Origin of the sequence: Microbacterium paraoxydans, assembly GCF_019056515.1 — a bacterium.
GTDB lineage: Bacteria > Actinomycetota > Actinomycetes > Actinomycetales > Microbacteriaceae > Microbacterium.
On sequence record NZ_CP064873.1, the window covers coordinates 423,200 to 446,065 of the forward strand.

General features: G+C 70.7%; 19 protein-coding genes. 11 read left to right on the top strand and 8 right to left on the bottom strand.

Annotated elements, in window-relative coordinates:
* The first annotated feature begins 44 nt into the window (after window positions 1-44).
* The 3 genes from IZR02_RS02025 to IZR02_RS02035 are packed head-to-tail and all read left to right on the top strand — an operon-like array spanning window position 45 to window position 1,902.
* Complete coding sequence (locus IZR02_RS02025) at window positions 45-920, top strand: hypothetical protein (protein WP_025104719.1); 876 nt, start codon at window positions 45-47, stop codon at window positions 918-920.
* Window positions 917-1,339 carry a phage holin family protein gene (locus IZR02_RS02030; protein ID WP_025104718.1) on the top strand — a complete coding sequence of 141 codons (423 nt, stop codon included), beginning with the start codon at window positions 917-919 and terminating at the stop codon, window positions 1,337-1,339. The genes IZR02_RS02025 and IZR02_RS02030 overlap by 4 nt, the downstream gene beginning before the upstream one ends.
* A complete protein-coding gene (locus IZR02_RS02035; RefSeq protein WP_025104717.1) occupies window positions 1,336-1,902 on the top strand; it encodes a DUF3618 domain-containing protein in 567 nt (188 codons plus the stop codon). The genes IZR02_RS02030 and IZR02_RS02035 overlap by 4 nt, the downstream gene beginning before the upstream one ends.
* A gap of 73 nt (window positions 1,903-1,975) precedes the next feature.
* Here IZR02_RS02035 and IZR02_RS02040 read toward each other — a convergent pair whose 3' ends face one another.
* Window positions 1,976-3,481: a DUF5979 domain-containing protein gene (locus IZR02_RS02040; RefSeq protein ID WP_025104716.1), complete on the bottom strand. Its 1,506-nt coding sequence runs from the start codon at window positions 3,479-3,481 to the stop codon at window positions 1,976-1,978.
* Window positions 3,482-3,713: 232 nt separating this feature from the next.
* Here IZR02_RS02040 and purM point away from each other — a divergent pair, with 232 nt between their 5' ends.
* The 3 genes from purM to IZR02_RS02055 are packed head-to-tail and all read left to right on the top strand — an operon-like array spanning window position 3,714 to window position 7,627.
* Complete coding sequence (gene purM, locus IZR02_RS02045) at window positions 3,714-4,826, top strand: phosphoribosylformylglycinamidine cyclo-ligase (protein WP_025104715.1); 1,113 nt, start codon at window positions 3,714-3,716, stop codon at window positions 4,824-4,826.
* Window positions 4,827-4,832: 6 nt separating this feature from the next.
* Window positions 4,833-6,305 carry an amidophosphoribosyltransferase gene (gene purF, locus IZR02_RS02050; protein WP_025104714.1) on the top strand — a complete coding sequence of 491 codons (1,473 nt, stop codon included), beginning with the start codon at window positions 4,833-4,835 and terminating at the stop codon, window positions 6,303-6,305.
* The gene (locus tag IZR02_RS02055) at window positions 6,305-7,627 is read left to right on the top strand and encodes an MFS transporter (RefSeq protein ID WP_029989706.1); all 1,323 of its coding nucleotides are present in this window, start codon (window positions 6,305-6,307) and stop codon (window positions 7,625-7,627) included. Before purF ends, IZR02_RS02055 begins: the two co-directional genes overlap by 1 nt.
* A 9-nt stretch (window positions 7,628-7,636) precedes the next feature.
* On the opposite strand, the gene IZR02_RS02060 is transcribed toward IZR02_RS02055, so the two are convergent.
* Window positions 7,637-8,671 (bottom strand): LacI family DNA-binding transcriptional regulator, encoded by a 1,035-nt coding sequence (locus IZR02_RS02060; RefSeq protein WP_025104712.1) that lies wholly within the window; start codon window positions 8,669-8,671, stop codon window positions 7,637-7,639.
* A 93-nt stretch (window positions 8,672-8,764) separates the two neighbouring features.
* Between IZR02_RS02060 and IZR02_RS02065 the strand changes: the two genes are divergently transcribed.
* From IZR02_RS02065 to IZR02_RS02080, 4 genes are all read left to right on the top strand, one after another.
* Window positions 8,765-10,582: a glycoside hydrolase family 35 protein gene (locus IZR02_RS02065; RefSeq protein ID WP_025104711.1), complete on the top strand. Its 1,818-nt coding sequence runs from the start codon at window positions 8,765-8,767 to the stop codon at window positions 10,580-10,582.
* A gap of 185 nt (window positions 10,583-10,767) precedes the next feature.
* Entirely contained in the window at window positions 10,768-15,951 is a 5,184-nt protein-coding gene (locus IZR02_RS02070; protein ID WP_025104710.1) for an endo-alpha-N-acetylgalactosaminidase family protein, read from the top strand.
* Between the two features lie 167 nt (window positions 15,952-16,118).
* Entirely contained in the window at window positions 16,119-16,352 is a 234-nt protein-coding gene (locus IZR02_RS02075; RefSeq protein ID WP_025104709.1) for a FitA-like ribbon-helix-helix domain-containing protein, read from the top strand.
* Window positions 16,349-16,741 carry a type II toxin-antitoxin system VapC family toxin gene (locus IZR02_RS02080; protein ID WP_025104708.1) on the top strand — a complete coding sequence of 131 codons (393 nt, stop codon included), beginning with the start codon at window positions 16,349-16,351 and terminating at the stop codon, window positions 16,739-16,741. The genes IZR02_RS02075 and IZR02_RS02080 overlap by 4 nt, the downstream gene beginning before the upstream one ends.
* Here IZR02_RS02080 and IZR02_RS02085 read toward each other — a convergent pair.
* The 4 genes from IZR02_RS02085 to IZR02_RS02100 form a co-directional block, all read right to left on the bottom strand.
* On the bottom strand, window positions 16,731-17,651 hold the full coding sequence (locus IZR02_RS02085; RefSeq protein ID WP_062766148.1) for a carbohydrate ABC transporter permease: 921 nt from the start codon (window positions 17,649-17,651) through the stop codon (window positions 16,731-16,733). The two genes, IZR02_RS02080 and IZR02_RS02085, sit on opposite strands and share 11 nt — an antisense overlap.
* Complete coding sequence (locus IZR02_RS02090; RefSeq protein WP_025104707.1) at window positions 17,648-18,622, bottom strand: carbohydrate ABC transporter permease; 975 nt, start codon at window positions 18,620-18,622, stop codon at window positions 17,648-17,650. The genes IZR02_RS02085 and IZR02_RS02090 overlap by 4 nt, the downstream gene beginning before the upstream one ends.
* 89 nt (window positions 18,623-18,711) lie before the next feature.
* The gene (locus tag IZR02_RS02095; RefSeq protein WP_062766151.1) at window positions 18,712-20,025 is read right to left on the bottom strand and encodes an ABC transporter substrate-binding protein; all 1,314 of its coding nucleotides are present in this window, start codon (window positions 20,023-20,025) and stop codon (window positions 18,712-18,714) included.
* Window positions 20,026-20,315: 290 nt separating this feature from the next.
* Window positions 20,316-20,507, bottom strand: a complete 192-nt coding sequence (locus IZR02_RS02100) for a DUF3073 domain-containing protein (RefSeq protein ID WP_025104705.1) — start codon at window positions 20,505-20,507, stop codon at window positions 20,316-20,318.
* A gap of 149 nt (window positions 20,508-20,656) precedes the next feature.
* Here IZR02_RS02100 and IZR02_RS02105 point away from each other — a divergent pair, with 149 nt between their 5' ends.
* On the top strand, window positions 20,657-21,199 hold the full coding sequence (locus IZR02_RS02105; RefSeq protein WP_025104704.1) for a universal stress protein: 543 nt from the start codon (window positions 20,657-20,659) through the stop codon (window positions 21,197-21,199).
* Between the two features lie 63 nt (window positions 21,200-21,262).
* Here IZR02_RS02105 and IZR02_RS02110 read toward each other — a convergent pair whose 3' ends face one another.
* Window positions 21,263-21,889 carry a PadR family transcriptional regulator gene (locus IZR02_RS02110; RefSeq protein WP_025104703.1) on the bottom strand — a complete coding sequence of 209 codons (627 nt, stop codon included), beginning with the start codon at window positions 21,887-21,889 and terminating at the stop codon, window positions 21,263-21,265.
* On the bottom strand, window positions 21,886-22,725 hold the full coding sequence (locus IZR02_RS02115) for a DUF4097 family beta strand repeat-containing protein (RefSeq protein ID WP_025104702.1): 840 nt from the start codon (window positions 22,723-22,725) through the stop codon (window positions 21,886-21,888). The genes IZR02_RS02110 and IZR02_RS02115 overlap by 4 nt, the downstream gene beginning before the upstream one ends.
* Window positions 22,726-22,866: the final 141 nt, after the last annotated feature.

The window sequence follows — 22,866 nt, forward strand, 5'->3', positions numbered from 1 at the left end:
GCTCACACGTCGGCGGCCGTCGGCGGGAGTCGAGAGGAAGAACGATGTCGCAGAGCAATGCAGAAGGTGCCGCGGGCAGCGGTACGACCGAGTCTCCGGGCGCCGTCCGGACCGCCGCGCATGAGGCCGCGGGTGTCGCCGACACGGCGAAGGGCCAGGCCGCGGACGTCGTCGAGACGGCAAAGGCCGAAGCGGGGGCGGTCGCCCACGAGGCCAAGGATCAGGTGCGCGACCTGTACCACCAGACCAAGACGGAGCTGTCGGAGCAGGCGGCGGTGCAGCAGCGCCGCGTCGCGGACGGACTCCGGTCCGTGGGCGGGGAGCTGGGCACGATGGCGGAGCGTTCCGACGGCGGTGTCGCCGCCGACCTCGTGCGCCAGGCATCGACGCGCATCCAGGGCATCGCGGGCTGGATCGGCGACCGCGACCCCGGGTCGCTGCTCACCGAGGTGAAGTCCTACGCGCGGGCGAAGCCCGGCACGTTCATCGCGGTGGCCGCACTCGCCGGTCTCGTCGCCGGCCGGCTGACCAGGGCGCTCTCCGAGGGCGCCGCGGAGTCCGCCTCGTCCGGCGCGGCATCGGGCTCCGGCTCCCCGTCGGTGGCGGGAGCGGCGGCACCCGCGGTCCCGCCGCGTCCCGTCGTCGCCCCGGCGACCACGCCCGGCGCCGTCCCCGGCAGCGCGGGCGCCGCGGGAGTGGTCGGAGGCGCGGGCACCGCAGAGAACACCACTCTCGGTGAGCCGCCGCTGCCCACCGACGGCACCGTGCCCGGAGCGCCGGACGGCATGAGCGGGATCGACGCCGGCACCGCCCCGTGGGGCGTCACGCCGCGCGGCGAGACGGTCGACGACGGGGACACCCCGCTCTACGACCGCACCGACGCCGCCACCCGCGGATCCGACGAAGAGGGGCGACCATGACCGACGCCACCCCCACGCCCTCGGAGCAGAAGGCCGAGACCACGTCACTCGGCGATCTGCTCAGCGAGGTCACCACCGATCTGTCGACCCTCATGCGGCAGGAGCTGGAGCTCGCCAAGGCCGAGCTCAAGCAGTCCGCCACGCGCGCGGGCCGGGGGGCGGGGATGCTCGGCGGAGCGGGATACGGCGCACTCATGGCCGTGTTCTTCCTGTCGGTCGCCCTCTGGTGGGCCCTCGGGGCCTATGTCACCGGCCTCGGCTGGTCGGCCGTGATCGTCGCCGTCATCTGGGCGCTGATCGCCCTCGTCCTGTTCGTGATGGGACGCAAGCAGTTGAAGAGCATCGAAGGGGCTCCGCGCACCGTGGACAGCCTCAAGCGCATCCCCGATGCGGTGAAGAGGAATGAGGAGAACAAATGAGCGATTCACCCGAAGCGATCCGCGCCGACATCGAGCGGACCCGAGCGGAGTTCGGCAGGGACGTCGACGCCCTCGCCGACAAGGTCACCCCCTCGAAGGTCGTGCACCGGCAGACGCAGAAGATGAAGGGCGCCGTGCGCTCGGCGGTCGACCGTGTCATGGGCGCCGCCGACGACGCCGGGGACCGATTGGGGGACGCCTCCTCCTCGGTCGCCGACGCCGGACGGCACACCGTGGCCAAGGCGCAGGGCAATCCGCTGGCGGTGGGGCTCATGGCCTTCGCTGCGGGGCTCGTCGTGGCCGCCGTCATCCCCGCCTCCTCGAAGGAGAAGGAACTGGCCGAGGACATCAAGGAGAAGGCGCAGCCTCTCGTCGACGAGGCGACCGACGTCGCCAAGACCATCGGCCAGGATCTCAAGGAGCCGGCGCAGGAGGCCTTCGCCACCGTCAAGGACGAGGCCGCCGGTGCCGCCGCCCACGTCCGTGACGACGCGACCCACGCGGTCGACGAGGTCAAGAGCAGCGCGCAGGACGCCCGCGACAACGTCGCCGGCGGGAACTGATCCCCGCGCACCCGCCACAGGAAGGGCCCGGTCCGATCCGTCGGACCGGGCCCTTCGCGTGCCGCGGGCCGGGTCAGGTCTCGATGCCGGTGCGTCCCGGTGCGGAGTCTGCGCGGGTCCGGACGCGCCGGCTGAGCAGGACCCCCGCCGCGAGGGCCAGCACCGCCCCGGCGGCGAGTCCGATCAGGCCGCCGGCGTCGCCGCCGGTGGCCGCGAGGCCCCGGGAGGGGGGAGCGGGCGGCGTCGCGGGAGCCGAGGGGGAGGGCGGCTCGACCGTGGCCGGCGGCGTGGTCGGGGACGGCGGGGAGAGCGTGGTCGGGTTACGCAGCTCGACGGTCACGACGGAATCCGCGCTGATCGTGAGCTGTGCGCCTCCGTCGGTCGCGGTCACCCCGTCGCCGGTGAACTGCGGGCTTCCCCACACGACGCCGGGGACGGCATCGGCGCGGTGCTCGGACAGCGTCACGACCGCTCCGACCGGGATCCGCCCGACGGCGTGTGCGGTTCCGTCCGCGGGCAGCGTGAGTGTGCCGGTCACCGGGCCGTCCGCCATGGGGTAGGAGTAGTCGACGGCGAACGTCGCATCGGCCGGGACGAGGGGTGCCCCCTCGCCGACGATCCGTTTCGCGACCGAGAACCCGCCGCGCCCGTCCCCTTCGCCGTCGCCGCCCGCCACGCTCGCGGTCACGGTCGCCGTGGTGGTGGTGACGCTCGATCCGGAGACGGTGTTCGCGAACTCCTGGCCGTTGTGCGCATCCGCCGGCAGCGCGGTCTGATACGACAGCCGATACAGGCGGTCGGCCTGCGCCGGCGCCGTGAGCTCCACGGTGAACGACGAGCCGGCGTCGCCCGGCGTGAGGACGAAGTCCGACCCCGCCGAGAGCGGCTGGAAGTCCGCCGCGTCGAACAGGCCGCCTGCCCACGCGTCGGTCGCGACCGAGCCGATCGCCACGGTGTCGGGCAGCAGGTTCAGTCCCGGGGTCGCGGTGTCCGTGAGGGTCGGGCGTTCTCCACCGAGCAGTCGTCCGGGGACCCAGATGTACCACTCGATCGTCCCGTCGGTTGTCTGCACGCCCGACTTGGTCGCATCCGTCGGCACCGGCTCCGGGCGCTGGGGGCCCACGCTGCCGCCGGGGATCTCCACGGTGATCGGACCACCGTTCCCGGTGGTGAACGTCACGGTGTCCTCCTCGGTGGTCTCCTCCGCCTTCATCTGGAAGAACAGGGTGCCGTGGACGTTGTCATGCGTGAGGACGTAGTCGCTCAGCGTGCAGGCGATGGCGGTCGCCGCGACGGTGCAGGTGCCGACGGTCGCGCCGGCGGGGTCCCGCAGGGGGAACGTCGCAGCCACCCCGACGAAGCGGGGCGTCGTGGGAAAGGCGAGCGAGAAGGTGTCCCCCGGTTGCGCGCTGTCCGGAACGGCCCAGGTGGCCTCGAGTCGGAGGGTGTCGTACAGGTGGATGCCGCCTGTCGGTTCCACCACCGTCACCGCCGTGATGGCATCCAGCTCCGCCGCCTGCGCCGTCGGCGGCATCGCGAGCCCGACCAGGGCCAGGAGGGCGACGGCGCTGCTCGCCACGCCCCGGCTTCGCCTGCGTCGTCGCTCCGTTCTCTTCTTCTGTATGCGCACAGTCCACGTCTCCTGTTCTTTCCGGGACACCCGGTCGTCGAGCCCGCCCGATTCGCCGACAGACTCTCACATACGCGGATGATTACGCTACAGATGAGGACGGTTCGGTATCACTCGATCCGCCCCGCGCTCGAAGCGGGCCGCGAGCCGACGGGGCGCCCGCGGGCGGTAGGCTGTTCGAGTGGCTGCCTCCCCCACCAACCCCTATTCCGAAGCCGGCGTCGACACCGCGGCGGGTGACCTCGCCGTCGAACTGATGAAGTCGTCCGTGCGCGCGACGCACGGCCCCGAGGTGCTCGGCGGTGTCGGCGGTTTCGCCGGTCTGTTCGACGCCAGCGCCCTGCGCGACTTCCGGCGTCCGCTGCTCGCGACCAGCACCGACGGCGTCGGCACCAAGGTCGCCATCGCGCAGGCCATCGACAAGCACGACACGATCGGCCAGGACCTGGTCGGCATGGTCGTCGACGACATCGTCGTCGTGGGCGCGAAGCCCCTGTTCATGACCGACTACATCGCCTGCGGCAAGGTCGTCCCCCAGCGGATCGCCGACATCGTGCGCGGCATCGCCGAGGCGTGCGCCGCGACGGGCACCGCGCTCGTCGGCGGCGAGACGGCGGAGCACCCCGGTCTCCTGGGCCCTCGTGACTACGACGTCGCCGGCGCGGCGACGGGAGTGGTCGAGGCCGACGCCATCCTCGGCGCGGAGCGCGTGCAGGACGGCGATGCGGTCATCGCGGTCGCCTCCAGCGGCCTGCACTCCAACGGCTACTCGCTCGTGCGCCACATCATCACCCGAGCCGGGATCTCCTACGGCGACAACGCCGCAGACTTCGGTTCGACCTGGGGCGAGGCTCTGCTCGAGCCCACGCGCCTCTACACGCTGCCGCTGCTGCGCCTGATCGAGGCCTCCGGCGGGGTCCACGCGCTGAGCCACGTCACCGGCGGCGGCATCGCGGCGAACCTCGCGCGCGTACTCCCCCAGGGAAGCTGGGTCGAGGTCGACCGCAGCACCTGGTCGCCGAGCCCGGTGTTCCGCGTGCTGAGCGACATCGCCGGTTCCACGCTGGAATCCGCCGAGGGCACCTGGAACCTCGGCATCGGATTCCTCGCCGTGGTGGCGGCGGACAGGACGGACGCCGCGATCGCGGCGCTGAACGCCGAGGGCATGCCCTCCTGGCAGGTCGGCACGGTGGGCTTCGGCCCGCGTCCGGCCGGTGAATTCGAACAGGGCGCCAAGGGCGTCGATGGTGGAGCAGTGCGCCTCGTCGGCGCCTACGCGGACGGAGCGAAGTAAGAGCCCATGTGCGGCATCGTCGGAATGGTGGGCTCTGCCCCGGTCAATCAGGACATCTACGACGCCCTCCTGCTGCTGCAGCATCGCGGGCAGGACGCGACGGGTATCGCCACCGCCGAGGCGAACGGCGTCATGCACAATGCCAAGGCCCAGGGGATGGTGCGCGAGGCGTTCCGCACCCGCGACATGCGCGGACTGCTGGGCAACGTCGGTCTCGGCCACGTCCGCTACGCCACCAAGGGCACCGCGTCCAGTGAAGAGGAGATGCAGCCGTTCTACGTGAACGCGCCCTACGGCATCATCCTCATCCACAACGGCAATCTCACGAACACGCGCGAGCTCGCCGCCGACATGGCGCAGCGCGACCGTCGGCACCTGAACTCGTCCAGCGACACCGAGCTGCTGCTCAACGTGCTCGCCGGTGAGTTGCAGGCCACGACCTCCACGGTCGACCTCGACCCGGACCGGATCTTCGAGGCCGTCGCCCGCACGCATGACCGCATCGAGGGCGCGTACGCGGTGATCGCCGTCATCGCCAACTACGGCCTGCTCGCGTTCCGCGATCCGTTCGGCATCCGTCCGCTGATCCTGGGCCGCCGCCCTTCCACGGTCCCCGGAGCCGAGGGCAAGGACGAGTGGGTCGTGGCGAGCGAGTCCCTCGTGCTGGAGAACGGCGACTACGAGGTCGTGCGCGAGGTCGAGCCCGGCGAGGCCGTGTTCATCACGAACGAGGGCGAGCTGTTCACGAAGCAGTGCGCCACCGAGACGCACCTCGCACCCTGCGCCTTCGAGTACGTCTACCTCGCTCGTCCCGACTCCGTCATGAACGGCATCTCGGTGTACGAGTCCCGCCTGCGGATGGGCGACAAGCTCGCCGACACGATCGCGAAGCACGTGCCGATGGACAAGATCGACGTGGTCATGCCGATCCCCGACTCGTCCCGTCCCGCGGCCATGGAGGTCGCCCGCAAGCTCGGCATCGAGTACCGCGAGGGCTTCTACAAGAACCGCTACGTCGGCCGCACCTTCATCATGCCGGGGCAGGCGGTGCGCAAGAAGAGCGTCCGTCAGAAGCTCAACGCCATGTCGACGGAGTTCCAGGGCAAGAACGTGCTGCTGATCGACGACTCCATCGTGCGCGGCACCACCTCGAAGGAGATCATCCAGATGGCCCGGGATGCCGGAGCCGCCTCGGTGACCTTCGCCTCCGCCGCCCCGCCCGTCCGGCACCCGCACGTGTACGGCATCAATATGCCCTCGCGGCACGAGCTCATCGCCCACGGCCGCACGATCCCCGAGATCGCGGAGGAGCTGGGCTGCGACCACCTCGTGTACCAGGAGGTCGACGACCTGAAGGCCGCGATCACCGAAGGTTCCGTACTGGAAGACCTCGACATGAGCTGCTTCGACGGCCGCTACGTCACCGGCACCGTCACCGACGAGTACCTCGCCTGGGTGGAGGGGTCGCAGACCTCTTGATGTCCGGGTCCCTGAGCTCGCCGCAGGGCCGACCCCTCTGGCAGGGGCGCGCCCTCGCGTTGATCGGGATCGTGCTGGTCGCGTTCTCGCTGCGGTCGGCGGTCGCCTCGCTCTCTCCTGTCCTCGACCACGTCGCCGAGGACTTCCCGGTGGCCCCCGTGATCGTGGGGCTGATCGGCGCGGCTCCGCCCGTCTGCTTCGCGCTGTTCGGACTGCTGACCCCGCTGTTCGAGCGCCGGTTCGGGCTGGAGCGGATGGCGGTCGTGGCGATCGTGCTGATGGCGGCGGGCATGCTGCTGCGCGGCCTCGCCCCCGACTCCTGGAGTCTGCTGGCCGCGACCGCCGTCGTGTTCGCCGGTGTGGGATCGGGCAACGTCCTGCTGCCGCCGCTGGTCAAGAAGTACTTCGCCGACCGGCTCGGCGTCATGATGACCGCATACTCCACGACGCTCGCGGTCTCGACCTTCCTCCCGCCGCTGGTCGCCGTCCCCGTCGCCGACTCGCTCGGGTGGCGGATCTCGCTGGGTATGTGGGGCGTGGTGGCCGCCCTCGCGCTCGTGCCCTGGGTCACGCTGCTGGTGCGCTCCCGCGGCGACGACCGCGCGGTGCCGACGGAGCTCCTGGTTCCCGACCCCACCGACGGCGTGGACGATGTGCGCGACGCGGTCGCCGCCTCGACCGGGCCGATCACGACGCAGTCGGCGAGCCCCCGCGTCTTCGGCCGGCTCTGGCGGCTGCCGTTGGCGTGGGCCCTCGCGCTCGTGTTCGGCACGTCGTCGACCATGGCCTACGTCGCCTTCGCCTGGCTGCCCACCATCCTCGTCGACCTCGGTGGCGTGACCCCGGCGACCGCCGGCTTCCTGCTCTCGCTCTTCGCCCTCGTCGGACTGCCCTGCTCCATGCTCGTGCCGGTGCTCGTCGTGCGGTTCCAGGCCACCCGCCCGCTGTTCTTCGTGGCCGTGGTGGCCGGTCTCGTCGGGCTCGCCGGTCTCCTGCTCTTCCCGACCGTCGCGCTGCCGCTGTGGGTGGCGATCTTCGGGCTCACCGCGATCATGTTCCCGCTGAGCCTCGTGCTCCTGAGCATCCGGGCCCGTACGCCGGAGAGCGCGGTCGCCCTCAGCGGCTTCGTGCAGAGCATCGGCTACGCGATCGCGGCGGTGTTCCCGCTCCTCGTCGGCCTTCTCCACGACACCAGCGGAGGGTGGCAGGTGCCGCTTCTCGTGGTGGCAGGGGTGCTGGTCGTCTCGGTGCCCGCGGGCATCATCGCCGGTCGCCGCCGCACGATCGAGGACGAGTGGGAGCGGCGTCACGGCCGCTGGTGACGATGGCCGTCAGCGCGTGACGCGAGGCGGCGCGGTCGAGGAGCGCACGATGAGCTGCGGGTCGGTGGAGGGCATCTCGCCGACCGGGTCGTGGCCCTCGATCTGGGTGATGAGCCGCAGCGCGGCGGCGCGGCCCATGGCCTCGAACGGCTGACGGACGGTGGTCAGGGCGGGGGAGGCGTAGGCGGCGAGGGCGATGTCGTCGACGCTCACGACGGAGATGTCCTCCGGCACGCTGCGCCCCGCCTCATGCAGGGCGCGGATGAGGCCGAACGCCATCTCGTCGCTGCTGACGAAGACCGCGGTCGCCTCGGGGATCGCGGCGATCGTGCGGCCCGCCCGGTACCCGGACTCCGGGGTCCAGTCCGCCGGGATCACGGGCGGCGGGACGATGCCGCGCTCGCGGAGCGTCTGCTCCCAGGCCTCGCTGCGCTGCTGCGTCTCCGTCCAGTAGTCGTCGCCGGAGACATGCCACACGGTCTCGTGGCCGAGGTCGAGGAGATGCTCCACGGCGAGGCGGGCGATCGCGCGCTGGTCGACCGCGAGCGGGGCGTCCTCCTCGAGGGAGGTGCGCTCACTCCGGGTGGCGGGCGTCCGTTCGGTACGCGCCCGCATCGCCGGCGTGTCCAGGGCGATCGGAACACCGAGGATGATGCCCTCCGCGCCCTGCCGCTCCAGGCGATCGAAGGCCTCGAGGAACGCGTCGTCCGAGGCGTGGTCGGCCACCGCCGCCGTGGTCACGGTGTAGCCGTTCGCCGCCGCGGCCTGCTGGATGCCGACGCCGAGCGCGGCGGAGGAGTAGCGATCGGTCGAGACCACGATCACGCCGAGCACACGGGTGCGGCCCGAGGCGAGCGACGCGGCGGCGGCGTGCACCCGGTAGCCGAGCTCCTCGACCGCGGCGAGAACCCGTCGTGCGGTCTCCGGGCGGACGTTGTCCTGTCCGGACATCACGCGCGAGACGGTCTGGGTGGAGACGCCGGCGAGGCGGGCGACGTCGACCTGGCTGGGGGCGCGGTCGTCTTTCGGACGGCGAGGGGACATGCCCCAATGGTAGCGATCCATCGGCGGAAAACCAGGGAGCGCGGACATCGGCGATGCGATAATGTGAACGCAAACAATTCAGCTGGGAGTGCAATGTCCGACCTTCTCGCCGCGGCTTCCGACGGCTTCTCCACCGCCGTCGCCGCGCCGACAGACGCCGCTGCCCCCGGCGCCCCCGCCCTGTCCTGGCGCGACGGGGAGATCCTCCGCGACGGTGCGCCGCACCGCATCCTGTCGGGCTCGATCCACTATTTCCGCGTGCACCCGGACCAGTGGGAGGACCGCCTGCGCCGACTCGCCGCGATGGGCGCGAACACGGTCGACACCTATGTCGCCTGGAACTTCCACGAACGGGTCGAAGGGGACATCCGCTTCGACGGCTGGCAGGACGTCGAGCGCTTCGTGCGGCTGGCCGGCGAGGTCGGCCTCGACGTGTTCCTCCGGCCGAGCCCCTATATCTGCGCGGAGTGGTCCAACGGCGGTCTCCCCTTCTGGCTCACCGGGCGGGTCGCGGCGCTGCGGACGAGCGACCCCGCGTTCCTCGCCGCCGTCGATGCCTGGTACGACGCGCTGCTTCCGCGGCTCGCGCCCCTGCAGGCCGCGTACGGCGGGCCGATCGTGGCGATCCAGATCGAGAACGAGTACGGATCGTTCGGCAGCGACGCCGCCTACCTCGCCCACCTGCGTGACGGGCTCCGGCGACGGGGCATGGTGGAGATGCTGACGACGGCCGACGGGATCACTCCGGACATGATCGCGCACGGGAGCCTGCCGGGCGCGATGACGACGTTCACTTTCGGCACCGGGGTGCCGGTGGCGGCCTCCCTGCGTCGGCACGGGGAGGCGCTCATGTGCAGCGAGCTCTGGGGCGGCTGGTTCGACCACTGGGGCGAGCGGCACCATGTGCGGTCGGCGGACAGCATGGGCGGGACGATCCGCGAGCTCCTCGACGAGGGCGGTTCGGTCAGCCTCTACATGGCGCACGGGGGCACCAACTTCGGCCTGTGGAACGGCGCGAACCACGACCTCGTGCTGCAGCCCACGGTGACCAGCTACGACTCCGACGCCCCGATCGGCGAGGACGGCACCCTCGGGGAGAAGTTCCATGCGCTTCGCGCGCTCTTCGCCCCCTTCCACGCGGACGAGCTGCCGCCGGTCCCCGACCAGCCGCGGCGGCAGTCCGCGGCGTCCGCGCCCCTGGAGCCGCGGGCGGCTCTGCTCGACGTGGTCCGGGCGACCCCTGCGGCGGGCGCGCTCTCGCCCCGTCCACTCACCTTCGAGCAGCTCGGGGCGGAGGACGGCCTAGTCGCCTACGAGGCCGACGTGTCGTTCCCCGACGAGGCGACACTGACCATCGATGGCCTGCACGATCGCGCGGTCGTCTTCCTCGACGACCGTCGCCTCGGTGTGCTCGAGCGGGACGGCGAGACGTCTCTCGCTCTCCCCGTGGACGGCGGCTCCGGTCGGCTGACGCTCGTCGTCGAGAGCCTCGGACGCATCAACTACGGGCCGTACACCGGCGAGGGCAAGGGCATCATGCGCGGTGTGATGATCGGCCGCCGCCTTGTGAACGGCTGGACGCATCGCCTCCTGCCGCAGACGGCACCGGCGGCGGACGCCGCCGGGTCGGGCGGAAAGGACGGCCTCGCCGTCGTCGGGTTCGATATCGCTGAACCGCTGGACGCGTGGCTCGCCTTCCCCGGCGGCGGCAAGGGCATGGTGTGGCTGAACGGATTCCTGCTCGGACGTTACTGGAGCGTGGGTCCGCAGGAGACGCTCTACGCCCCCGCGCCGCTGTGGCGTGCCGGGCGCAACGAGATCGTGGTGCTCGACACCGACGGCCTCGGGGCGACGGTGGAGATCCGGGAGGCGCCGTCCTTCGGGGAGACCGAGGAGTTCATCGGCTCCTGAGCCGCACACGGGCCGCGGGTGATGACCTTCGGCCAATGTTTGCGCATACTTCGCGTTCAACTCTTGTCTTAAGCCACACCCTCGCTCTACGGTGATAGCGCAAACATCGGTTCCGATCGATGATCCACCTGCGGCGCATCGGGGCGTCCTTTCCTCCGGCCGTCGCACCGTTCGAGAGGCAAGACGTGTCGACACCTTCCCGACCGCCGCGCACCGCCGTCGCCATCAGCTCCCTGCTGGCGACGGCTCTCGCGCTCGGCGGAGCGCTCCTCCCCGCGACCGCTGCACAGGCCGCCGATCTCCTCCCCGTCCCGCAGACGGAGTACCGGTTGCACGCGGTGTCCAGCGAATCGGATCCGTATCCGGCGCCGCCCTCGCTCGACGGCACGGCTCTCGGCGCCTTCGACGGCGACTATGCGACGCAGTGGACGTCGCGGTACTCGTCCAACGCGCCTTTCCCGCACTGGATCGCCCTCGACCTGCAGCGGTCCCTCTCGGTGAAGGGGCTGGACTACTCGGTCAAGCGCGGGCAGAGCGTCGCGGCGAAGACCGTCGAGGTGTACGTCACGGACGACGCCGACGCCGCGCGCACCTCGCCGGCCGATGGGGGATGGGGCGCCGCCGCCGCGGCCGCGACGCTGCACGCGCCCACCGCGAATGACGAGAAGCAGCGCATCACGCTGGAGACCGCGAAGGACGGCCGATACGTCGCGCTGCTCGTCATCGACGCGCAGGGCACCACGGGCGGCGGCGCCGGTGAGATCCAGGTGCTCTCCGACGAGGAGCTCCCGCCGATCGTCACGGAGCCGGAGACGCCGGAGCAGCCGGAGACCGGGGACACCGTCGAGATCGCCGCGGGCGGCACCACCGCCACCGTCTCCTCCGCGTTCCCGCAGATCCTCGGCTACCGCGTGGGCGATGACCGCCTCGGCGGGCAGAAGAGCTCCCCGCGCACCTGGGCGGTCAACGGCACCGCCTATGCGTCGACCACCACCTCCACGGCGACGGCGAGCGGCGTCGACTACGTCTCGACCCTGACCGGCATCGACGTCACGGTGCGCAGCAGCATCCGCGTCGCGGCGAACGGCACGGTCGAGTTCACCGTGACCGGGGTGGACGGTTCCGCCGCGGTGAACACCCTGGCGCTCCCCGACAACGCGTTCCTCTCCGCGACGGCCGCGGACGGCGCCGTCCTCGATCGCACCGTGATCAGCCCGAACAGCACCACGAACGCCGATGAGCACATCGCGGTGGGAGCGGCGACGGCCACCGGGACGAAGGGCGCGGCCTTCGCATTCCTCGGCGACGGGACCCTCGCCGGCAGCGTGATCACGAACGCGACGACGCAGGCCTCCGGCGGCACCGCCTCGTGGAACACCCGGCTCACGACGCGGGTGACTGCGGCCGACGGCCGGACCGCGGAGATCGGCTCGAACACCTGGCTCATCCATCCGACCTCCGCCGTCGACAGCCGGGTGACGACCTACGCCCTTCCGAAGGTCACGGTGCTCCTCACCGCCGACCGCAACGGCGACGAGACCGTGGACTGGCAGGACGCCGCGATCCGCTACCGCGAGGTCGACGCCCCGCGCCTCGGTGCCGACCGGGTGGCCGACCGCGTGGTCAGCCGCATCCCGTTCAACTTCGCCTCGAGCGCCACGAACTACTTCGACCTCGTGCTCGACAACACCAAGCGCATCGCGAACCAGACCGACGGCCTCGGGCAGTGGGTGCTCAACAAGGGCTTCGGCAGCGAGGGACACGACTCCGCGAACACCGACTACGGCGGGAACTACAACGAGCGTGCGGGCGGCCTCGCCGACCTCAACCGCCTCGTCGACGAGGGGGCGAAGCTCAATGCCGACATGAGCGTGCACGTCAACGCCACGGAGATCTACCCGCAGGCGGACGCGTTCGACGCGGCGATCCTCGATGGCACACCGCCCTACAAGCCGGGCTGGAACTGGCTGGACCAGTCGTACTACATCAACCAGCAGACCGATCTCGGCACCGGACGCGTGCTCGACCGCTTCCAGCAGCTGCGGGACGAGGTGCCGGGGCTCAGCGGCGTCTACATCGACGTGTACTACTCCAACGGCTGGGTGGCCGAGGAGCTCGCGGACGAGCTGAACGCCATGGATCTCGAGGTCGCGACCGAGTGGGGCGACAAGTTCGTCGACAGCACGGTCTGGTCGCACTGGCCGAACGACCTCGCCTATGGCGGTAAGGACAACAAGGGCATCAACTCCACCATGGTGCGGTTCATCCAGAACGCGCAGGCGGACGTCTGGAACGACGACGTCCTGCTCGGCCAGCAGCGTCTCGTCGACGCCGAGGGCTGGGTGGGCAACCGCAACTGGGACGGCTTCATCGGCAACATCTGGTCGCAGAGCCTGCCGACGAAGTTCCTGCAGCACTTCGACCTGCAGACGTACGAGGCGGGGGTCGAGGCGACCTTCACCGACGACGTGGCGGCCCGGATCGACGGCGGCACGCGGGTCGTCACGATGGACGGCGCGACCGTCCTGCGGGGCGACTCCTACCTGCTGCCGTGGCAGTCGCTGCCGTCGAGCGCCGAGTCGGGCTCGCCCGTCGACGCGGACAAGATGTACTTCTTCACGGCCTCCGGCGGCGAGAAGACCTTCGGTCTCACGGACGCCTTCCGCGGGAACACGACCTTCGACGTGTTCGCGCTCGGCGACCAGGGCCGCGAGAAGGTGCGCACCGTCACCGCGGTCGACGGCAAGCTGACGCTGTCCGGTGAGAAGGGGACGGCCTACGTCGTCGTGCCTCAGGGCGGAGCGCAGCGGGCGGCGATCGAGTACCGCGACGCGGGCCTGACCGATCCCGGGTTCAACTCGGGCGCGCTCGACGGCTGGAACCCCCGGGGCGACGTGACCATCGAGCGCACGGACCTCGGCGCGGCGAAGAACGCCTCACGGGGCGACAACATCGCGGTCTTCGGCTCGTCCCCCTCCGCGATCTCGCAGACCGTCACCGGCCTCACCCCCGGGAAGCGCTACGCGTTCTCCGCGCAGGTGCAGATCGATCCGACGGCCACGCGCGACGTGAGCGTCGCGGTCGACACCGGGGGCGGCGTCGTGAGCCGCACCTGGAACCTGTCCCCGACGTACAACTACATGCGCGCCGACTCGAAGGCCGGACAGTACTACCAGCGCGGATCGGTGTCGTTCCTGGCGCCGCCCTCCGGCGAGGTGACCGTCTCGGTCTCGGCGGTCGCCGGCGACGCGGCGGTGCGCATCGACAACGCCAGGGTGATGGCGGACACGACGGCGCCGGCCGCGGCCGGCACGGTGTACTCGAACGACTTCGAGGGCAACCAGCCCGGGTGGGGCCCGTTCGTGAAGGGCGACGCCAACGGCATCGACGACCCCCGCACGAGCATCTCGCGGCGGCACGACCCGTACACGACGAGCGACTGGCGCAACACAGCCAAGCCGTTCGACAGCGGAGCCCTCGCGGGGCTGGCGGTGGACACCACCCTCACCGGTGAGCACTCGCTGATGTCCCACTCCGAGAACTCCGGCGTCGTCTACCGGACCGACCCCACGCTGGTGCCGCTGCAGGCCGGGCACACCTACCGCATCGGGTTCGACTACCAGGCCGGCGCGAGCGGGGCCTACCGCTGGCTGACCGGCACCGACGCCGTGCTCGACGGGGAGATCTCCTCGACGACCCTGCGTCGCACCCCCGTCGTGCAGGCCCTGGAGACCACCGCGTTCCAGGAGGACGTGATCGTGGGGTGCGGCGACTACACGTGGGTCGGTCTGGAGCGGGTCGGCGGCCCGGACGTCGACTTCGTCCTCGACGACTTCACGGTCACCGACCTCGGTCCGACGGAGGGTGGCACGCCGTGCGCCACCGTCTCCGGCGAGGCCGTGACCCTGAGCCCCGGGGCGCAGACCCCGTTCACCACGACCTTCACCAACAGCGAGGACATCCTGGCGGAGAACGTCGGCGTGCAGCTCGACCTCCCGGAGGGCTACACCGTCGAGGTCGCAGACGGGTCGTCGAACCTGTTCGCGAAGGTCGCCCCCGGCGAGAGCGTGACGACGGACTGGCTGCTGACGGCACCGGCGTCGGCCGCGGGCTCCGCCGTGAGCATCGGCATCGCGGCCACCTACCTCGTCGACTGCGACGTGCGGACCGTGCAGACCGCGCAGGAGGCGGCTGTGGCCTCCCGCGCCCGCATCCCGAACGCGCAGATCACGGCGACCGCGAGCTCCGAGGAGACCGCGGGTGAGGACGGCACAGCGACGAACATGCTCGACGGCAATGCCGGGACGTTCTGGCACAGCCGCTGGAGCAGCGACGCCCCCGGGTATCCGCACGTGCTCACGTTCGACCTCGGTTCCGCGGAGACGGTCGACGGCATCTCCTACCTGCGGCGCGGCGCGAACCAGAACGGCCCCATCAAGGGCTTCCAGGTCGCGGTCTCCACCGACGGGCAGACCTTCACCGACGTGGCGGTGGGTGAGTGGAAGAACGTCGCGGAGTGGCAGGATGTCGACTTCGCCGCGACGACCGCGCGATACGTGCGGGTGACGGCGACCTCGTCGATCTCGGGCACGCCGTTCGCGGCCGTGGCGGAGATGGCGGTGTACGGTGTCACGTCCCCGCAGACGGGGCACGCCCCGGAGAAGCGACCAGCGGACGACCTCGGGGCGTGCGCCCCGGAGACCGATCCGGTGCTCGCGCTCGGCGCGGATTCCGTGCGCGCAGGGGAGACGGTCGAGGCCGTGCTCTCAGGCTTCGCGCCCGGCGCCGCCGTCTCGTTCTGGCTGGACGGCGTGCGGCTCGCGGACGCGACGGTCGATGCGCACGGCGCGCTGACCACCCGCGTGCTCATCCCCGCGGATGCGACGGTCGGGAAGCACCGCTTCCTCGTCAAGGACGCCTCCGGCGCGGAGGTGGCCGGCGCGGACCTCAAGGTCAAGAAGGCGAAGCCGGCGAAGAAAGCCGTCCTCACCCCGTCGGTCGGCACCGCGGTGGCAGGAGACTCCCTCCGCGTGCAGCTCCGCGGCTTCGACCCCGAGGCGGTCGTGCAGCTCTGGCTCCACTCGGAGCCGGTCCGCGTGGGCGAGGTGACGATCGCCGCCGACGGCGGCGCGGTCGCGACCGTCCTCATCCCGGCGGCCACGCCCGCGGGTGCCCACGCGCTCGTCGCGACGGACACCGAGGGCGCCGAGCTGGCCCGCGCGGATCTCACGGTCACCGCGGCCGCGACCGCCGCGGGCGGGGCGCTGGCCACGACCGGCGCCGAGGGGATGACCTGGCTGGCGGTGGCTGTCGGGGCTCTCGCGCTGAGCGCCCTCGGCGCGGGGCTCTGGCGGCGGCGACGCGGCTGAGTCCCTCTGCACAGGAGAGGCCCGGGGTTCGCCCCGGGCCTCTCCTGCGCGCGGCGGGGAGTTTGCCGGTTCTCCACGGGTCGCGGTTCCGGGGCCGGAGAGCGTGCCTTCGGTCCCCGATACTCGAGGGGTAGTCACGAAAGGAGCCGTACATGCATACTGTAAGCATGCCGAACGTCCTCATCCGCGACCTCGATCCGGGCGTGCATTCCGTGCTCGCCGCACGCGCGCGCGAGCGAGGACAGTCGCTTCAGCAGTATCTGTCGACGGAGCTCACTCGCCTCGCCTCGCGCCCGACGCTTTCGGAGTTCCTGAGCCGACGAGCGCGGCAGCCGGAGATGACCGCGCTCACCCCGGAGAGCATCGTCGCCGCCGTGCACGAGGGGCGCGCCGGGCGGTGATCGTCGTCGACGCCTCGATCGTCGTCGACCTGGTCTGCACCGGAACGTCGACCGGTGTCCTGGGGTCGCGGCTGGAGGACGAGTTTCTGCTTGCCCCGGAGCTGTTGCCGGTGGAGGTGGCCAGCGCTCTGCGGGGGCTCGAACGCGGCGGTGTCCTCGACGCCGCGGCGCTCGAATCCGCGGCCGGCGACCTCGCCCGCCTCCCGGTCGACCTGCATCCGACGCTCCCGCTGGTGCCGCGGATCCTCGCGCTGCGGGCGAACCTCACCGCCTACGACGCCGCGTACGTCGCGCTCGCCGCGGTGTTCGACTGCCCGCTCCTGACGCACGACCGGAGGCTCGCGCGGGCGGCCTCCGGTCTGTGCGCGGTCGAGGTGCCTAGCCCTTGACGGCGCCGGCGGCGAGACCCGAGCGCCAGTACTTCTGCAGCGTGAAGAACAGCGCGATGAGGGGGATCACGCCGAGCAGCGCCCCGAGCATGACGGCGCCCTTGTCGGGGGAGAAGTAGCTCATCATGCCGTAGAGGCCGAGGGTGACCGGCTTGAGGTCGGGGCTGGAGATCATCATGAGCGGGAGGAGGAAGTTGTTCCACGTGGCCACGAAGATGAACAGGAAGATCGTCACCATCGCGGGGCCGAGCAGCCGCAGCACGATCGTGAAGAAGATCCGGCCCTCACCGGCGCCGTCGATGCGGGCGGCTTCCAGCAGCTCCGTCGGCACCGACGACTGCGCGTAGACCATGCCGAGGAAGACGCCGAACGGCGAGACCGCCGAAGGGATGATGATCGCCCACACCGTGTTCGTGAGGCCGAGCGCCTGGAACTCGATGTACAGCGGCACCGTGAGCAGGGCGACGGGCAGCAGGAGCCCCGCCATGATGATGCCGACCGCGAGCTTCTTCCCCGGGAAGGCGAACTTGGCGATCGCATAGCCGGCCATCACGGCGAACAGCGTGCCGATGACCCCGGCGCTGAGCGAGTAGAACAGGGAGTTGCCGACCCAGCGCCAGAACAGCCCCTGCGTCCAGCCCATGAGGCTGTCGTAGTTGGTGGCGAGGTTCGGCTCGGCGAACCAGAAGCCGAACGTCGACGTGAGGTCGGTGTTGTTCTTCGTCGAGGCGACCACGAGCCAGAACACCGGCACGAGGAAGTACAGCGTGGCGACGACGAGGGCGATGATGCCGAACGTGCGCGCGGCGGGGCCGGGGGCGATCGACGGGGGAGGGGCGTCCGCCGCCTGCGGCTTCCGGGAGCGCCGCTTCGTCGGCGGAGCCACGGTGACGAGTCGTGTGGTGGTCATGCGTCGCCCTTCCGCCGCTGGAGCAGTGCGTACACGATCGCGAGCACACCCGCGATGCCGGCCATGAGCAGCGAGTACGCCGACGCCGGACCGCTGCCCGACGGCGACAGCTCGCCCATCATCGTGTTGTAGGTGAGCATCATCGGCGTGAAGTCCTTGCCCATCCAGGAGTTCGCGGCTTCCAGGATGACCGGCTCGTTGAACAGCTGGATCGTGCCGATGATCGACAGCAGCACGGCCAGCAGCGCGGCACCGCGCACGAGCGGCACCTTGATGCGGGTCGCGATCTGGAATCCGGTCGCGCCGTCCAGGCGGGCGGCCTCGTAGAGGTCGCGGGGGATGGCCTGCAGGGCGCTCAGGAAGATGAGCATGTTGTAGCCCGTGTAGGTCCACGTCGTCATGTTCGCCATCGAGAAGAGGATCGTCTGCGGCGACATGAGGTCGGTCCCCTCGGGCAGATACGGCAGGAAGGGCGACACCTCGGGCGTGTAGAGGTAGAGCCACATCATCGCCGCGATGATGCCGGGGACCGCGTAGGGGAGGAAGAAGGCGAGGCGGAACAGGGCGGGGCGGCGCACGATGAACGAGTCCAGCAGCAGGGCCAGGGCGAGGGCCGCGATGATCATCACCGGGATCTGGAACGCCGCGTAGAGCACGACCCGTCCCATGCCGGCCCAGAACGCGCCGTCGGTCGCCGCCGCGGCGAAGTTGTCGAGGCCGACGAAGGTGTCGACGAGCTCGCCGCCGCCGTACAGGCCGCCGCCGGCGGGCACCTGCGCGAAGAACGACGACCGGACCGACACGATGATCGGGATGAGGAAGACGACGGCGAACAGCAGCGCGAACGGCGCCATGAACAGCCACCCGGTCAGCCCCTCCCGTCGGATCCGCGATCGCCTGGTCGACGGGGCGACGGGGCGGCGCGCGGGAGGGAGCGGCGCCGCTGCCCTCGTCTCGGTCACTGTGGCCATGATGTGCCTCTCGCTCTCACGACGACGGCGGAGTGCGCGATCGCCCGTGCACTCCGCCGTCGTTCATCCGATGATGCCGTCCGGTCCGGTCATTCCGCGACCGGGAGGCCGAGGTCCTTGAGCGACGCGACGGCCGTGTCCTGCGCCGTCGTGAAGATGTCGGCGACCGAGGCCGTGCCGGCGGCGGCCGCGGCGGCCGTCTCGTTCATGTTCGCCAGGGTCGAGAAGCCGGGGGCGTAGGGGAAGTCGGGGTTGAGGTTCTCGGTGGCGGTGCCGAGCTCGGCGAGCACATCCTGGCCCCCGAACTGCCGCAGCATCTTCTCCGGGGTCTCCACCTCACCCTTCGCGGCGACGACGAGACCCTGCGACGCGAGGTCGTCGACCTGCGTGTTGAACCAGTCGTTGAACTCCATGGCGGCCTCGGGGTTCTCGCAGCCCTTCATGACCGAGACGCCGGAGCCGCCGTCGGGGCCGCTCATCGCCCCGGCGCCGAAGTCCGGGAGCTGGGCGACGCGCCACTGCCCCTCGGCCGGGGTGCCGTCCAGCGAGTCGAGGAGGAAGCCGGCCTCCCAGGCCGCGCCGACGTGGCCGATGAGGCTGCCGTCGTTCAGCGCCGCCGTGAAGCCCTCGCCCCAGCGCTCGGTCGCGAGCGTCTGCTTGCCGTCGAGCAGGCCCTGCCAGAAGGCGGCGACGCGCTCGGAGCCGGCGCCCTCGGCGTCCACCTTCCACTCCTCGCCCTCGGTGGAGAACCAGGTGTCGCCGGCGGCCGCGGCCTGTCCGGAGAGCCAGTTCTGTGCCTCGTCCGGAGTGAAGGCGGTGACGAACTTGCCGGCGGCGGCGGCCGTGGCGGAGGCGGCGGTCAGGTCGTCGAGCGTGGCCGGGGCGTCGAGGCCGAGCGCCTCGAACTCCGCGGTGTTGTAGAAGTAGACGAGGGGCCCGGTGTCCTGCGGGAGGCCGACGATGGCGTCGCCGACCCGCATGCCGCTGAACGCGCCGGCCGAGTAGTGGTCCTCGTACTTCTCGGCCTCCGCGGCGACGTCCTCCAGCAGACCCTTCACATAGAGCTGCGGCACCTCGGAGTATCCGGTCTGCGCGAGGCACGGGCCGTTCCCGGCCTTGATGTCGGTCTCGAGCTTGAGGATCATGTCGCTGGCCTTACCGTCGAACTTCGTGGCCGTGACCTGGATGTCGGGGTGCTCCTCGTTCCAGCGGTCGACGATCTCCGCGACCGTGGTCATGCCCTCGCCGTCGGGCAGGCGGTGCATGTACTCGATGGTGACGGGCTCACCGCCGGCGTCGCCGCCCCCGGATGCGGCCGGCGCGCAGGCCGCGAGTCCGAACGCCGACACCGCGCCGAGGGCGACGACCGCGGCGACGCGGGGGGTGCGTGAGGTGGGTGCCATGCTGTTCTCCTCTTTGAGGTCATGTTCCTGCGGATCGCCCGAAGCGGGGACGCGGGGAGGGTGCGCCGTCGATCACATGCACATCAAATCAGAAAATGTTTGCGCTCACAAGACGCGGAATCGCGGGACGGGGACGAATTCGGATGCCTCAGAGGGAGCGCTGACATCGATCGGCGGCGTCGGGACGCGGTCGTGCGCGGCGGGACACGGCGGCCCTCCCGCTGAGGGGATCGCCGCCCGGGTACGACGAAACACCCGCACGAGCCGTGCGGGTGTTTCGAACCGAGGGGCTACGCCTTCTCTAGTTCGTCTTCGTCTTCGTCTGCGTACTCGTCGGCCCACTTGTCGACGTAGGCGTCTTCGTCGGAGTCGCTCGAGTGCGCGAGCTCGCGCTCCAGCGCCGAGTAGTTCACCGACGGACTGTACGCCTTGAGTTCGCGGGCGATCTTTGTGTGCTTCGCCTTCTGACGGCCACGGCCCATGCCTGAGACCCCCTCACGAGTTAAGCTGCGGGCAGACAGGCGCCCGAGTCATTCACGACACCGGCTCGAGGCCGGTAAGAGTAGCATTCAGGATAGCACGCGGGGAACAGACCCTGGCCGCGGCCAGGCCGGCGAAGGGAGCGATCTCCATGACCGACAGCACCTCCACTCCGTCCGATGAGGCCACGCAGAACGCCGCTCTGCAGAAGGCCGTGATCGTCGGGATGCAGCTCGACCAGGACCCGCACGTTCTTGATGAGGCCGTCCGCTTCGCCCGGCTGCTGAACGCCCCGCTCGTGGTGGCCCACGTCGACATCACGCGCTTCGTCACCTACGAGGATCCGGACGGCTACGTGCACTCCGCTCCCATCGACATCAACTTCGACGCGGGGGCTGCCGAGTTCGAGGCGGTCGAGGCGGCTGCGGCCACGATGCTCGACGGCAAGGGGGTCACCTGGACGGCACGTCAGCTCGTCGGCGACCCGGCGCTGGCGATCAAGCAGCTCGCGAACAAGCTCGACGCGCAGCTCATCGTCGTCGGTACCCGCAAGCGCGGTATCGGCGAGTCCATCCGGGAGTTCTTCACCGGCTCGGTCGCCGCGCGCCTCGCCCATCGCCAGCACCGCTCCGTGCTCGTCGTCCCCCTGGGGGAGTCCGTACCGGACGAGCAGAAGGAGATCTGGCCGGAGTGATCCGCACACGACGAGGCCCCGCCGACGGATGTCGACGGGGCCTCGTGCGGTCATGCCAGGGGCTCAGGAGTCCGGTTGACTCAGCGCCACCGTCACGCTCCGGGCGGCCTGGTCCAGCGCGTTCTCGAGGTCGGTGACCACCGACGACGGGAGGACGCCGCCCTTGGCGACATGGGTGCGCAGGTCGGTGCGGATGCGGGCGCGGAAGGCGTTCACGACGGCGTCCGCGCGGTGCAGCTCCTCGCGGCTGGTCAGCCGTGCATCGTCGCCCGCGGTGCGCGGCCTGTTCTTCGCCGCCGCCCGGTCGTCCTTGGTGGCCGTCGCCAGGTCGGCGCGAAGACTCTTCATCGCCTCCTGCACGCTCTGGCGCACCTCGTTCGCGATGAGACGGACGGTGTCGGTGATGCCCGCCTCGATGTCGGCGAGGTCGCCCTGGCGCGAGGCCAGCTCGGCGCGTCCGGCCTCGGTGATCGCGTAGATCGTCGTGCGTCCGTCGACGGTCTTGGTGACCTGCCCCTCCTCCTCGAGCTTCGCCAGGCGCGGGTAGATGGTGCCGGCGCTCGGCGTGTACGTGCCGCCCGTCCGGTCCGTGAGGGACTGGATGATGCCGTAGCCGTGCTGCGGGGACTCCGCGAGCAGCGACAGCAGGTACAGGCGCAGATCGCCGTGGGAGAAGACCGCGGGGCTCATGCTTCCCACTCCGGATCGTTCTCGATGGTCTGCGGAGCGCGGCGGAGGACCGTGACCCCTCCGGAGACGGAGTTGGCGCGGAGGTCGACGAAGCGTCCCGCGAGCTCCCCGGTGGTGCCGTTGTAGGTGCTCGGTCCGGACGAGCTGCGCTCGACCCCGTCGATGAGCAGGCGGCCGCTGAGCGAGCGGATGACGTAGTTCGCCGCGAGGGACTCGTCGAGCCGCACCGTGGTGCCGCCGGAGACCGAGTTCACGGTGATCGTGTTGACGTCGCCCGCCGCGTCCACCAGCGTCGCGCCGGAGACGATGTCGACCGTGGCCTTGCGGATGGCGCCCGTGACGGCCACGTCGCCGGAGACGCTGTTGGCGCTGAGCGAGCCGGTGAGGTTGCGGATCTGCACGTCACCGGAGACCGAGTTCACGCTGAGGTCGCCGATGAGGGTGTCGACGATGATGTCGCCGGACACGGTGTTGAGACGGGTGTCGTTGCGGATGCCCGACACGAGGGCGCCGGCGCTCACGACGCCGAGGGTCAGGGCGATGCTGCGCGGGACGGCCACGCTCACCTCGGCGCGCGGACCGCCGGAGCCGAAGTTCCGGAACACCTCGAGGAAGTTGTCCCAGCCGAGCTGCGGGTGGTCGATCTCGACCTCGCCGTCGCGGGACTCGATCCGGAGGTCCTTGGTGGTGACGCCGTGCACCTCGATCCGGATGCCGGGTTCGTCGTGGGCGATGACGTCGACCTGTCCGCCGACGAGGCCCACCTTGAGCCGGGTCGCGGAGGCGATGTCGATGACGCGTTCCTCGCCGGGGGCGATGAGCCACTTCTCGGTCATGTCTGCTTCTCCTGTGTCGAGGGATTCACGATATATCGTGTTGCCGTCACGATAACACGATATATCTCGATCCCGTCACCCCTCTTTCCTTCGAATCGCCTGATTGGTCCCATATCGGCCGGAAATCGAGCCAATCAAGCG